Source organism: Escherichia sp. SCLE84 (assembly GCF_012584495.1).
Taxonomy (GTDB): Bacteria; Pseudomonadota; Gammaproteobacteria; order Enterobacterales; family Enterobacteriaceae; genus ECMA0423.
Genome location: NZ_CP051430.1, coordinates 250,034 through 262,815, shown reverse-complemented (window position 1 = coordinate 262,815; position 12,782 = coordinate 250,034). Strand labels below are relative to the sequence as shown.

The 12,782-nt window shown below is 55.3% G+C and carries 16 protein-coding genes and 1 pseudogene; 11 read left to right on the top strand and 6 right to left on the bottom strand.

Annotated features, from left to right (window positions below; translation table 11 throughout):
* The first annotated feature begins 2 nt into the window (after positions 1-2).
* The 11 genes and pseudogenes from HGD79_RS01410 to HGD79_RS01360 all read left to right on the top strand — a co-directional run.
* Positions 3-326, top strand: coding sequence for a phage holin family protein (locus HGD79_RS01410; protein WP_000104350.1), 324 nt, complete (start codon positions 3-5; stop codon positions 324-326).
* Positions 323-715 carry a M15 family metallopeptidase gene (locus HGD79_RS01405; protein ID WP_000072327.1) on the top strand — a complete coding sequence of 131 codons (393 nt, stop codon included), beginning with the start codon at positions 323-325 and terminating at the stop codon, positions 713-715. Before HGD79_RS01410 ends, HGD79_RS01405 begins: the two co-directional genes overlap by 4 nt.
* Positions 712-1,119, top strand: a complete 408-nt coding sequence (locus HGD79_RS01400) for a DUF2570 domain-containing protein (protein ID WP_000780572.1) — start codon at positions 712-714, stop codon at positions 1,117-1,119. The genes HGD79_RS01405 and HGD79_RS01400 overlap by 4 nt, the downstream gene beginning before the upstream one ends.
* A gap of 137 nt (positions 1,120-1,256) precedes the next feature.
* On the top strand, positions 1,257-1,724 hold the full coding sequence (locus HGD79_RS01395; protein ID WP_000920602.1) for a phage tail protein: 468 nt from the start codon (positions 1,257-1,259) through the stop codon (positions 1,722-1,724).
* Positions 1,717-2,352 (top strand): phage virion morphogenesis protein, encoded by a 636-nt coding sequence (locus HGD79_RS01390; RefSeq protein ID WP_000356367.1) that lies wholly within the window; start codon positions 1,717-1,719, stop codon positions 2,350-2,352. The genes HGD79_RS01395 and HGD79_RS01390 overlap by 8 nt, the downstream gene beginning before the upstream one ends.
* 11 nt (positions 2,353-2,363) lie before the next feature.
* Positions 2,364-2,930, top strand: a complete 567-nt coding sequence (locus tag HGD79_RS01385; RefSeq protein ID WP_077248893.1) for a phage baseplate assembly protein V — start codon at positions 2,364-2,366, stop codon at positions 2,928-2,930.
* A complete protein-coding gene (locus HGD79_RS01380) occupies positions 2,927-3,277 on the top strand; it encodes a GPW/gp25 family protein (RefSeq protein WP_000213447.1) in 351 nt (116 codons plus the stop codon). The genes HGD79_RS01385 and HGD79_RS01380 overlap by 4 nt, the downstream gene beginning before the upstream one ends.
* A 3-nt stretch (positions 3,278-3,280) precedes the next feature.
* A complete protein-coding gene (locus tag HGD79_RS01375; protein ID WP_001111925.1) occupies positions 3,281-4,177 on the top strand; it encodes a baseplate J/gp47 family protein in 897 nt (298 codons plus the stop codon).
* Positions 4,170-4,778, top strand: a complete 609-nt coding sequence (locus HGD79_RS01370; protein WP_029364295.1) for a phage tail protein I — start codon at positions 4,170-4,172, stop codon at positions 4,776-4,778. Before HGD79_RS01375 ends, HGD79_RS01370 begins: the two co-directional genes overlap by 8 nt.
* A complete protein-coding gene (locus HGD79_RS01365; protein WP_168848259.1) occupies positions 4,775-6,658 on the top strand; it encodes a tail fiber protein in 1,884 nt (627 codons plus the stop codon). Before HGD79_RS01370 ends, HGD79_RS01365 begins: the two co-directional genes overlap by 4 nt.
* A gap of 59 nt (positions 6,659-6,717) precedes the next feature.
* Positions 6,718-7,068, top strand: a pseudogene (locus tag HGD79_RS01360) (tail fiber assembly protein); the annotation flags it as partial.
* Between the two features lie 120 nt (positions 7,069-7,188).
* Here HGD79_RS01360 and HGD79_RS01355 read toward each other — a convergent pair.
* From HGD79_RS01355 to HGD79_RS01330, 6 genes are read right to left on the bottom strand one after another with little or no spacing between them, the layout of a single operon-like run.
* Positions 7,189-7,677, bottom strand: a complete 489-nt coding sequence (locus HGD79_RS01355) for a phage tail protein (RefSeq protein WP_000979954.1) — start codon at positions 7,675-7,677, stop codon at positions 7,189-7,191.
* Positions 7,678-7,689: 12 nt separating this feature from the next.
* Positions 7,690-10,497 (bottom strand): phage tail tape measure protein, encoded by a 2,808-nt coding sequence (locus HGD79_RS01350; protein ID WP_168848257.1) that lies wholly within the window; start codon positions 10,495-10,497, stop codon positions 7,690-7,692.
* Positions 10,484-10,639, bottom strand: coding sequence for a GpE family phage tail protein (locus HGD79_RS01345; RefSeq protein WP_000333494.1), 156 nt, complete (start codon positions 10,637-10,639; stop codon positions 10,484-10,486). The genes HGD79_RS01350 and HGD79_RS01345 overlap by 14 nt, the downstream gene beginning before the upstream one ends.
* Before the next feature lie 8 nt (positions 10,640-10,647).
* The gene (locus tag HGD79_RS01340; protein WP_029364400.1) at positions 10,648-11,007 is read right to left on the bottom strand and encodes a tail protein; all 360 of its coding nucleotides are present in this window, start codon (positions 11,005-11,007) and stop codon (positions 10,648-10,650) included.
* A gap of 54 nt (positions 11,008-11,061) precedes the next feature.
* Complete coding sequence (locus HGD79_RS01335) at positions 11,062-11,574, bottom strand: phage major tail tube protein (RefSeq protein ID WP_000290450.1); 513 nt, start codon at positions 11,572-11,574, stop codon at positions 11,062-11,064.
* Positions 11,574-12,758: a phage tail sheath family protein gene (locus HGD79_RS01330; protein ID WP_029364402.1), complete on the bottom strand. Its 1,185-nt coding sequence runs from the start codon at positions 12,756-12,758 to the stop codon at positions 11,574-11,576. The genes HGD79_RS01335 and HGD79_RS01330 overlap by 1 nt, the downstream gene beginning before the upstream one ends.
* Positions 12,759-12,782: the final 24 nt, after the last annotated feature.

The following is a 12,782-nucleotide window of genomic DNA, read 5'->3' as shown; positions in this document are numbered from 1 at the left end:
CAGTGAGCACCATTCAAACAGGGATCACAGAGCAGGTTATTGCGTGGCTCTTTGACCACCTGCCAACGGTGTATGCAGTAGGCGCGGCGGTCAGCATTTCCGCGCTGATGAGTCTTTATGACGGACGAACACTGGTTCAGACCGTAACGGGATCGCTGGCGTGCGGCGTTCTTGCCATGGCCGTGGCCGGGTCGTTGCGCTTCTTCGGGTTTCCTGAAGATGCCGTGACGTTTATCGGCGCATCAATCGGTTTTATGGGTGCAGAGAAAGCACGCGACAAGGTTATTGCGGCCTTTAATCGCAGGGTGAAGGAGAAGGACGAATGAGCAACACATTTAAATTCAGCAGCCGGAGCGAAAAGAATTTGCAGGGCGTAAATCCTGATCTGGTGAAAGTGACCCGACGGGCACTGGAAATCTCGGAAGTGGATTTTGGTATCACCGAAGGGTTGCGCAGCCGTTACCGCCAGAAGCAACTGGTGGCCACGGGTAAGAGCCAGACCATGAACAGCCGCCACCTTACGGGACATGCCGTGGATGTTGTGGCTTATATCGGTAGCCAGGTGTCATGGGAATGGCCGCTGTACGAAAAAATCGCAGCAGCATTCAGACAGGCCAGCCGGGAACTGAATATTCCGGTGGAATGGGGCGGCGACTGGAAGACCCTGAAAGACGGACCGCATTTTCAGTTACCACACGGAGCCTATCCGGCATGAAGCTCTGGCCCACGCTGGGCGTCGCTTTCCTTCTGATTGCTGGATGGGGAACATCCATGCGTCTGTCGTGGTCGCTGGGCCGGGAGAACGCCAGAAACGAAGCGCAGGCCAGCACCCTGAAAAGTACCGCCGACACCCTGAATATTATCAGCGCTGGGGTACAGGATATGCAGCAGGTGCTGGCGCAACTCCGCGTGGAAAATCAGCAACGCAATCAGGACGGAGAGGTAAGACGTGAACAGCTACGCAACGATATTGCAAAAGATGAATGCGCCCACGCTTTGCCTGACGCTCGTTTTACTGACAGGCTGCGCAGGCACGCAGAACGCGCCACGGCCAGCGCCGTCAGTCCGGCTTATACCGCAGACGCTGACCATACCGGTAACGCCTCCCCCCTTCCCTGATACTCCCACATGGGGAAATCTCGGTATATGGGGCGACCGCCTTCTGGATGCACTGGAAACCTGTAACGCGGATAAACGGGCCATTGAATTACTGGAACAGCGCAGGCTGCAACGACTGAACAACGAGGATAACAACCATGCTGAAAACTGATTCCCTGCGTGAAGCCATGACCCGTTCATGCCGATGGTGTCAGGCCAACCCGGAAAAATTCACCATTTTCGTGGAGAGCGGCAACATTGAAACGACCGGAGAAACCCCATCGTTTGTTTACCGCTATCAGATGGTGATGTTTGTCATGGATTACGCCGGGGAGCTGGATGACCTCACGCTGCCGCTGCTGGCGTGGTTATCCCAAAATCAGCCACAGTTGTTGCTCAACCCTGAGCGTAATCAGGACATCAAATTCTCCGCCGTTATCAATGACGATGACAGCGCCGATCTCCTGTTTACGCTCCCCTTGCGGGAACGCGTTCGCATCACGCGCAGCAGTCAGGGCACACCGCAGGCAGAACACCTGCCGGAGCCAAAACCCCGCCTGCCATCTTCCGAAGGCGACTGGTCGCATGTATTCCAGGATGTGACGTGGGGTGAAAGCGATGGATAAGGCATTCACCCGCGTGGATGAAACCTTTGAGGCCATCCGCGACAGCCTGAATCAGCAGGCCATCAATAACATCGCCAGAAAGCTGGCACAGGATTTACGTCGCACCCAGCAGGCACGTATCCGGTCACAGAAAGCGCCGGACGGGACCGCATGGGCACCACGCAGACGCCGCGTAACCCGGATACAGGAACGCATTCGCTTTATCTGGAATAACGAAGCACGCACGCTGAAAAACTGGCATCACGACACGGGGAAATACGGGCGAACCATCACCGGGTGGGATGAGGATAAAAACAACATCCGCACGTTTTACCGGGATGACATCGACCGCTTTCTGGAAATACGCACCCGGCGCATCAACCAGGACAGCACAAAGCGCGTCCCCATGTTCGTAAAACTGCGCACCGCCCGCTACCTGAAAGCCCGTGCGGATACTTCCGGTGTGACGGTGGGTTACAGCGGCGTGGCTGCACGTATTGCACGCGTTCATCAGTTCGGTGAGCGCGATCAGGTTGCGCCGGGCATTTTCACCGATTACCCGGTACGTGAGCTGTTGGGCATCAGTCAGGCAGATGAACGCCTGATTTATAACACGGTGCTGGGCCGGATTGCGGAGGCTGTACGGTGAGCGCAGAACTCATGCGACTGCTGAGCAATATCATCCGCACCGGGATCATCTCTGAAGTTGATGAGAAGTCCTGGCGCGTGCGCGTTCGCAGCGGCGAACTGGAGACAGGCTGGTTGCGCTGGAACACCACGCGCGCGGGAGCCTTCAATGTGTGGCTGCCGCCATCACCAGGCGAACAGGTGGTAATTGCCTGCATTGGCGGCAACCCGGAAACCGCCATGATAATTGGCAGCCTGTGGAGTGATGCCAATCCGGCCCCCGGCAAAAGCCTGAAAGAAATCGTGATCAGCGCGCCGGACGGCGCGGTGTTCCGCTACGACGCGGACGCAGGCGCACTGAGCGCCAGCGGCATGAAAACGGCCACTTTACAGGCATCCGTCAGCGTGACACTGGACACGCCCGTCGTGGAATGCACAAACCTTCTGAGAACGGCGACGCTTGACGTCACAAAAGGGGGAAAGATGAGCGGCAATATCACGCACAGCGGCGGCGATTTCACCTCAAACGGCATTACCGTGCATACGCATAAACACGGTGGCGTGAAAGGTGGCAGCGATTCGACAGGAGGCCCGCAGTGACAACCCGCTACACAGGAATGAACCCGGACGGAACGGGAAACCTGAACGATATGGAGCACCTGAAACAGTCAGTCAGGGACATCCTGACCACCCCACTGGCAAGCCGGGTTATGCGACGGGAATATGGCAGCCTTGTGCCTGATTTGATTGACGAACCCATGAATAACACCACGCGTCTGCAATGCATGAGTGCTGCCGTGATTGCGCTGACACGATGGGAACCCCGCATTGCCCTGGATGCCATCGACGTTGTCTGGAAAGCGGGAGGCCGCGCCGGGGTGACGCTGTCGGGCACTGTCATGCAGACCATGCAGAATGTTGAATTAACCATCACGCTGAGGGAGTAAATCATGCCCGCCGTTGACCTTTCACAGTTACCGGACCCCGCCATCATCGCGGAGCCTGACTTTGAGGCAATTCTGGCTGACACAAAGGCCATGATGATTGCGGCTTATCCCGCCGAACAGCGTGAAGCCGTTTCCGCCGCGCTGGAGCTGGAATCGGAACCCCTTAACGTTATCGCTCAAACCATGTCGTTTCGTGAAATGCTGTTACGCCAGCGGGTTAACGAGGGGGCACGCGCCTGCATGTTAAGCCACAGCGCCGGGACAGACCTGGACAACCTCGCGGGCAATATGAACACAAAACGCCTGGTTATCACTCCGGCAACGGATACCACCGACGCGGTGATGGAGAGCGACACCTCGCTGAGACTGCGGGCGCAGCGGGCGTACGACGGCCTGAGTGTTGCTGGCCCGTCAGGTGCATACGAGTATTTTGCACGCAGCGCCAGCGGTCTGGTGCGTGATGCGCGGGCTATCAGTCCGTCTCCGGCAAATGTGACGGTTTCCATTCTGTCCACTGAAGGCGACGGCACAGCAACGGAGGCGTTGCTTAATACCGTTCGCGCCGTTCTGAATGCAGAGGACACCCGCCCGGTGGCCGACCGCCTGACCGTACAGAGCGCCAGAATCGTGACATGGCGGCTGAATGCAAAACTGTACTTTTACCCCGGCCCGGAATCCGAACCTATTCTGGCTGCGGCGGAATCGTCGTTCAGGAAGTGGCTGGCTGAGCAGGGGCTTATCGGTCAGGACGTGGCGTTGTCCGCCATTGCTGCCGCACTGCATGTGCACGGTGTGCAACGCGTGGAGATAATCGAACCCACACAGAATATGGCCATCAGCGACATACAGGCGGCGCGCTGTGAGTCGTTCACCATCAGCGAAGGTGGGCGCAATGAGTAATTCACTGTTACCACCATCAGCCAGCAGTTTCATGCGTTGTGCCGAAGCTGTCGGAACGCGCATTACAGACATCCCGGTAGACCTCAACACGCTGTGGTCGCCGGACACCTGCCCGGTGCACCTGCTGCCTTATCTCGCCTGGGCATTTTCCGTTGACCGCTGGGATCGCAACTGGCCGGAAGAGACAAAGCGACAGGTGATTCGTGATGCATGGCTGATACACCGACACAAAGGGACCATCAGCGCACTGCGAAGAGCCGTAGAGCCTCTCGGCTACCTGATTGAAGTAAAGGAGTGGTGGCAACTCAACGAGGAGCCGGGAACATTTCGCATTGTTGTCGGAGTACTTGATCAGGGCATCACCGATGAAATGTATCAGGAACTTGAGCGCCTTATTGCGGATGCAAAACCAGTAAGTCGCCATCTGACAGGGCTGGCGATCAGCCTGAGTGTGAACGGAAATATTTTCGTTGGTACGGGATGCTATCACGGCGATGCCCTGACGGTTTATCCCTACACCCCGGAGTCCATTATTGTCGAAGGGGATTATTTCCCTGCCCCGGCCATTCATTTAATTGATAATCTGAGAGTAAACGCATGACAGTGAAATACTACGCCATTCTGACTAATCAGGGCGCGGCACGACTGGCTAACGCGACGATGCTCGGCAGTAAGCTGAATCTGACGCAAATGGCCGTTGGTGATGCAAATGGTGTGTTACCAACACCAGACCCTGCACAAACAAAACTGATTAACCAGAAACGCATTGCGCCGCTGAATCTTCTGAGTGTTGACCCTAACAATCAGAGCCAGATTATTGCGGAACAAATCATCCCTGAAAACGAGGGAGGATTCTGGATCCGTGAGATTGGTCTTTATGATGATGAAGGCGTACTTATTGCGGTGGCAAACTGCCCGGAAACGTACAAACCGCAGTTGCAGGAAGGCAGTGGACGCACCCAGACTATCCGCATGATTCTGGTTGTCACGAACACCGAAGCCATCACGCTGAAAATCGACCCGTCTGTGGTTCTGGCAACCCGCAAATATGTGGATGACAAAATCTCAGAGCACGAACAGTCACGACGTCACCCGGACGCCTCGCTGACCGCAAAAGGTTTTACTCAGTTAAGCAGCGCAACCAACAGCACGTCTGAAACACTGGCCGCAACGCCGAAAGCGGTAAAGATCGCGTATGACCTTGCTAATGGGAAATATACCGCACAGGACGCGACCACAGCACGAAAAGGCCTTGTTCAGCTCAGTAGCGCTACAAGCAGCACGTCAGAAACGCAGGCTGCCACACCAAAGGCAGTGAAGGCGGCATATGACCTTGCAGCAGGTAAGGCACCTGTCAGTCACACGCACCCGTGGAGCCAGATAACGGATGTGCCTGCAGCTTCACTGACGGTAAAAGGCACCGTGCAACTCAGCAGCGCCACTAACAGCACGTCAGAAACGCAGGCTGCCACACCAAAGGCTGTGAAGGCGGCATATGACCTTGCAGCAGGTAAGGCACCTGTCAGTCACACGCACCCGTGGAGCCAGATAACGGATGTGCCTGCAGCTTCACTGACGGTAAAAGGTACCGTGCAACTCAGCAGCGCCACTAACAGCACGTCAGAAACGCAGGCTGCCACACCAAAAGCCGTGAAGGCTGTATATGACCTTGCCAATGGAAAACAACCTGCCGACGCCACACTGACCGCACTGGCAGGCCTTGCCACTGCGGCAGACAAACTTCCGTATTTTACGGGGAATGATACAGCCAGCCTGACAACCCTGACTAACGTTGGACGGAATATTCTGGCTAAAGCAAGCACACAGGCGGTTATTCAATATCTTGGTCTGAGCGATGCAAGTGGATACGTTGGACGCTGGCTGAATACCAGGGTTTTCACCTCATCAGGTACATACACCCCGACGCCAGGAACAAAACGGATCAGGGTCACAATAACGGGCGGCGGTGGCGGAGGGGGCGGCTGCAAGGCTGCATCCAATAATGAAACGTTTTTCGGTGCTGGCGGTGGGGCCGGTGGAACAATAATTTCAATAATGACCCCGACACAGAATAGTTATCCAGTCACTATCGGCGCAGGTGGGGCCGGTGGTGTTAGTGCGACGAACGGCACCAGGGGCGGGAATAGCGTATTCGCATCGTTAATTGCTCCTGGTGGCGAAGGTGGCGGGAAAGTGGGTGTTACAAACACAAACGGCGGTAACGGAGGTGTGCCGAGTACTGGCGATATCCGCATCACTGGTGGAGATGGAGGCGACGGTCAGTCCGGAAATATCGGCGTCAGCGGTGAAGGCGGAACATCGTACTGGGGCGGCGGTGGACGTGCAGGCGCTGGCGGTGGTGTTATCGGTAAAGCATATGGTTCAGGCGGAGGTGGCGCATACGATGCCGGTTATAGCGGAACCAGTATGACGGGCGGGAAAGGCGCTTCAGGGATTTGTATTATCGAGGAGTTTGCATAATGAATACGTCATATGCAGTTATTGAAAATGGGATGGTTGTGAATGTCATTGTCTGGGATGGCGAGGCTGAATTCACAGTGCCGGATAATCAGCAGCTCATTAATATTTCTGATATCAGTGAGCAGCCCGGAATCGGCTGGGTGTATTCAGACGGGGGATTTACTGCGCCACCCACTCCGGAACGTTCTCATGATGAACTGGTAGCTGACGCTGAACAGAAAAAACAGTCGCTGTTAGACGCAGCAATGGTCAATATCAGCGTGATTCAGTTAAAGCTGCAGGCCGGGCGCAAACTGACGCAAGAGGAAACTACCCGACTTAACGTTGTGCTGGATTATATCGACGCTGTGACGGCAACAGATACCAGCACCGCACCGGATGTCATCTGGCCTGAACTGCCGGAGGCGTAGGCTATTCTCCTGCTCCCTGATAAGAAATTTTAATCTTCTCAGGAGGAATACGTTTTATCAGCTCCAGAGAAACACTTTCAGAAAGAACCGCTAATCTGACCATTAGCGGTTTTGCGTTAATCAGAACAGCCCTTTAACTGAACTGGCCGCGCTGTTAAGAGATGATGTCACCTTATCTTTGAAGCCGGACAGCATATCGCTGAACGATGAGGATTGCAGGCGTTCCCGCAAATCCTCATCACAGCGTTCAAGGGTTAGTGAAAATTCTATCTTTTTCGCCTTACCGTAGCGATCAAACTCGGAACGGGTCGTATTCGTTCCGGTCAGGACATACATGCCGTAAATCTGCCCGACGCCATCAATCAAAGGCCAGGGTCGTCCTGTATACGCCTGCGTGGTCAGCAGCGACAGCGACACTTCGCCACCTGTAATTTCAGGATAAAGCACACCAGAAAGAACGATGCGATCATCACCTGCACCGATATACTGCCAGCTTGCTGAACGGTTAACGCGTTCATTTTTCACATGCCGCCAGCTTTTGTTTTGCTGTAACTGCTGATGCGGCAGCGTGCGCAGCTCAAAAACAAACATGCCGTAGATCATCATCATGGCCATGACTCCTCAATCTTTATCGTAAAAACTGCCACGCCCGGCACGGGCGCGCCGTTCCATTTCTGCCCTGACCATTTCACCGACCAGTTTCGCCAGTTCGCGGGGATTCTGCGTAACAACGTTATGCAGATGAACATGAATTTCACCGCCAAATCCTGAGGCAACAGGTTCCCGGTTACGCGAAGGTGTTGGGGCTGATGCCACTGGCGATCGTATGGCCTCCGCCACCGGGCGGGAGCTGGCCGCAACAACAGGGACCAGCGCCGGAGGCAGCGGGGCCGGAACCACAGGCGTGATATTAATTGCGGGGGCAGGCTTACTGACCTGCGCAATCTTCCGCTCCTGCCACTCCCCACGAACGGCAAGTGCGCGGGGCAGGTTCTTAAAGACAATATCGCCGGGGCCAATGCGTTTTTTCGTCTCATCAACCAGCTTACCTGTGTTATCAGCAATTTTGCTGAGCCTGCGTAGCGTACCGGTATTGCTGTCTGTGAGCGGTTTATTATCTTTGGGTTTATCACCTCCGGTGCCATTGCCATTTTCTACAGGCTTCGGCGGATTGATTTTCGCCAGGTCCCCCTGAAGCAAGGCAACCTTGTCCTGGAGAATAGCCGCACGCTGTGCGTCTTCGATTTTCTTTCTCGCCCTTTCCGCTTCATCCGGAAGCACACCGAGTTTTTCAAGTATCCACGCCAGCGTATCCAGCAACATTTTTGCAGGCGTCAGAACAAGCTGTAACGCGCCACCAAGAACGTTACCGAATATCTCGCCAGCACTGGTACATTTATCCAGCGTTTCCTTGCTGGACTCCATCGGTGACAACAGCGATTTAAACCAGTTAAACACCTGGCTGATCCCGCTTCCGATTGCGTCAAAAACAGGACCAAACCGTTCAAAGGTTTCGCGCAACGGGGTCAGCCTTTCCATAATCCCGCTGAACACCCCGGCAAAAAATGCCCTGATGGGATCCCAGTATTTCCAGATGAGAACGGCAGCTCCGGCAAGCGCAGCCACGATAAGACCGACCGGACTGAACAACGCCCCGATAGCGCCCCCCAGTAACGAAACGGAACCCGTCACCATTCCCCATAGTGCTGGCAGGAGTCTGACAGCATTCATTGAACCAGTCAGGAGGGAAAAACCAAGACGCAGTTTTGCCAGTGGGCCAGCAAGCACACCAAGAGCAAGCGACAACGAGCCTACGGTTGCAGTCACTGCCAGCAGCGCACCGCCTGCAATCAGTAGCTGGCGCGTCAGTACAGGATGGGCCTGCGCCAGTGCCGTCACCTTTGAGACCACCCGCGTTAGCCACTGCGTGACAGAACGCAGCGGACCGTCAACCAGATCACTGATGCGAATACGAAGACCTTCCCATGCGCTGTCGAGATTTTTCAGGTCGCCATCAAGGTTGTCGGCCATAACCTTTGCCGTGCGTTCAGCCTCACCGCGTGCGCCCTTAAGTTCTTTTCTCAGTTTGGGTAAGGAACCGTCACCCGCCGCATCAACGAGTGCCATAAACGATGTGAAAGCCTCTTCCCCGGCGATGTCCTTAAAGAAGGATACCCGGTCAACTTCCCCGTATTTGCGGGTAGCTTTATAAAGGTCAGCCAGCAGATCTTCCATCGGGCGCATTTTGCCCCCGGCATCCGAGACGGACACGCCCAGCTCTTTCAGAGCTTCTGCCGCCGCCTTTGGCGGTGATGCCAGACGAGCCAGGCTGGCACGCATTGCCGTCCCGGCATCACTCCCTCTGATGCCCATATTCGCCAGCACGCCCGCCATCGCTGCGGCCTGCTCCAGCGATATTCCCAGCTTACCCGCCACCGGACCTGCATATTTCATGGTTTCGCCCAGTGCGCGAAGGTCAGTGTTGGTACGGGTAAACGCTGCGGTGAGTGTGTCACCGACCCGGTCCATCTGGTCAGCAGAAAGGCCGAACTGCGTCAGGATATTTGAGCCAATATCTGCCGTTTCGCCGAGATCCATACCGCCAGCCGTTGCCATGCTCAGTACGCCGGGAAGCGCAGCCTGAATGGCCTGCGGAGTGAAGCCAGCCATTGCAAGAAATGCCTGCCCACTGGCGGCATCGCCTGCAGTGAACTGCGTTTCAGAGCCAAGTTTTAACGCCTGCTCACGCAGCGCCTTAAACTGCGGGCTGTTTTTGTCGATTCGCGTCAGAGCCTGAACGCGGGACATCTCTTTCCCGAACCCAATCGCGGGCTGCAAAAAACGCCCGGCAGCATAGCCGCCCGCCGCTGCCGCACCTATAGCCAGTGCACCACCTGTTTTCAGTTTTCCCGCGGTTTCCTGCGCACGCGAATACCGCTCACGCGCCCGCGTTACACGCGCAAGCGCCTGCCGTTCGTGTTCAAGCTGGTTGTTGTACTGTTCGGTGCGTCTGATGGCCTGCTGGATGGTGTTATCGCTGCCTGTCAGGGAAATGCCGTGGCGTTTCAGCTCTCCGCCAAGCTCCCGCATTTTCTGAATTTCCCGTGTGCGCGATTCATTCAGGCGTTCAAGCCGGGTGCTTAACTGCTGCATCAGCTTTTGTTGTTTTTCGCTGAGCACTGTACCCGTACGTTGTAACTGATTAAGGGCGTTAAGCTGGCGTCGTGCTTTCACGATACCCGTATCCGCTTTACTGACAGCGTCGCGGGCGCGCTCAAATGATCGCGCCTGACGCTCGAGATTTTTGATCGCCCCCTGCGTTCGCTGGATGGAGTCACCAAACTGCCCCATCAGGCGGCGGGCGTTTTCGGCAGGCCGGGTCAGCCTGTCAACGGCGCTGAAAGCGACCCGGATATCAAGAGTCTTCATTATCTGCATTCCCGCTGCGAAGTGCCGCCCGCTCGCGCCAGCTAACCACTTCGCCGGGCGTCATCATGAAGATTTCGGCGGGCGACCAGTTAAAAATGGCGGCAATATCCGCCACAAAGTCTTCTATGTGCTCAAAGCACACAACCGTGATCAGGCTTCCGTCGCCTGTTCGTTCTTCCCGCCAGAGTCCGCACCACTCAAAAAATTTACGGCAACCACACATAACTGAATAAAGTCACGGGATGCCATTTTTTTGATCGTCACTTCATCCAGTCGCGGTGATGTCACGCGTGACAGCAGCGTAAACATGGATTCCGCTTTCAGATTCAGCACATCAGACAGCGACAAATCTCGCAGAGATCCAGCCTGCTCAATAGCCCCGGTGATCTCCACATACGTGATTTTTTCGCCGCCTCGCTCAATTGGTTGGGTAAGTTTTACGCCACGCTCACTGGTTTCTTTCACAGTGTCAGTAACTACCGTGTTATCGATGTTTTTCGTCTCTTTCATCAGGAAACTCCTTTCAGTCAGAGGCGACGCACTGCGCCGCCTGCATATTACTTATCAGCCAAGCCCAAGCGCGGAACGGATGCGATCGGGCACAATGTCCTTGCCGTCCTTCCGGTAAATGAAGTTCAGTAGGTCAATCTCCCACAACGGGCGATCGTTAACACTCAGCTTGTAGTAGGTGTTTTTAATGGCGTAAGTGTGTGATGTGGCTTCGCCCTGTTTGGCTTCCCCCATATCAATTTCCGTCACACGTCCGCGCATTTCGACTTCATACAGGTCGCTTTCTGCATCGGTGTAGTATTCACCCGCAAAACGCAGCAGCGTGCCGTCAATCGTGCCGCCATACTTAAGGAACAGCTCACGAACTGCGCCCCCCATGACAAAGCTCGCATCAAGCGCGGAGTCGTCCAGGCCGAGATCAATACTTACCGCCCCCATCATGCCACCACCCCGGTAGCTGTCGGTTTTGCGCGTCAGCTTAGGCAAAGTGACGGACGTCACCTTACCCACTTCGTTTTCACCATCCACAAACAGCGTAAAAAAGCGAAGATGTTTTGGCACAGCCATCAGGCACCTCCCAGCACCGCAAATGCGGGTTCAAAGTATTCATCAGTAAACGTCTGGTAAAGCTCCATGTCTTCCAGTGGCGGAACGGGCGTATATTTGTAGCGAATACGCACACGCCCCTGACGTAAATCCGTGGTGCTGTTATCCACCACGTCATACCAGCACTCCGCGCCAATCAGTTTCCCGGCAGTCACCAGTGAATCCAGTTTTGCCCTGATGGCACTGATAACATCCTTCACGTTCGCAGGCGTCAGTGGACTGTCGATGGTTTCAAACTGCGCTTCCGCAATTGAATCAGCCAGCACCTGTGCGGTTCGGGTATACACCTCAAAGATGTAGGCGTTCGTTTCCGGTGTGCGGTTGCCCCAGAAGCGGAACCCGTTGCGACGAATAATGGTCGTGATTTCTTTGTTGTTGAGGCTGTTGGCATCGCTGTCTTCGGCCTGCAACGACCAGAACACATGCCTCGACATCCCCAGCACATTTTTAACCGGAACGTTGGACAATGATTTGTGCCAGCCCTGCTCATGGTCAATGTACGCACGAAGGCCGCACGCATAGGCAGGCGCGGGGAACGTTTCGTTTTTGCCACTTTTCGGGTTGTAGGCGATGAAGTCCGGCCATAAGAGCATCACCTCACGTTCGTTGAATTTCTGGCGGTAGGTAATCGCCTCAGCCATCGTGTTACAGCCGTGACATGAGGCATACACAAACGCGCGCAGTTTACCTGCAATCACGCACAGGGATTTTGTTACAGCCTCCGTGTCCAGCTCCGGCGCGGCCAGAATACGCGGACGGTATCCGATGCTTTCATCCTGCTCTGCAACAAGCAGCGCATACATCCCCGTATAGCTGCCGTCATCCTCAGAACCACCGATAACCAGTTGATCCTGCGTCTTTCCGTCTTCTTCTTTGTGTTCAGCCACGCGAACGACGACCACCTTTGTGCTCACCTGGTCTGCGATGGCCTTAAGCGCACGATAAAGCGTCCCCGTTGTCCCGCATTTTCCCAGCACATCATTGACGCGGGTCAGCAGTGTGGGCTTGTTCAGCGGGAACAGCTCCGCGTCCGCATCATCCGCCGTTGCCACGATACCGATAACGCTGGAATCAACATCGTTAATCGCTGTTACCAGGTCGGTATTTTCCGTAACACGGGCACCATGAAAACGAGTTTCACTCATAGCTTCAGCCCCTTGTATCCGTTA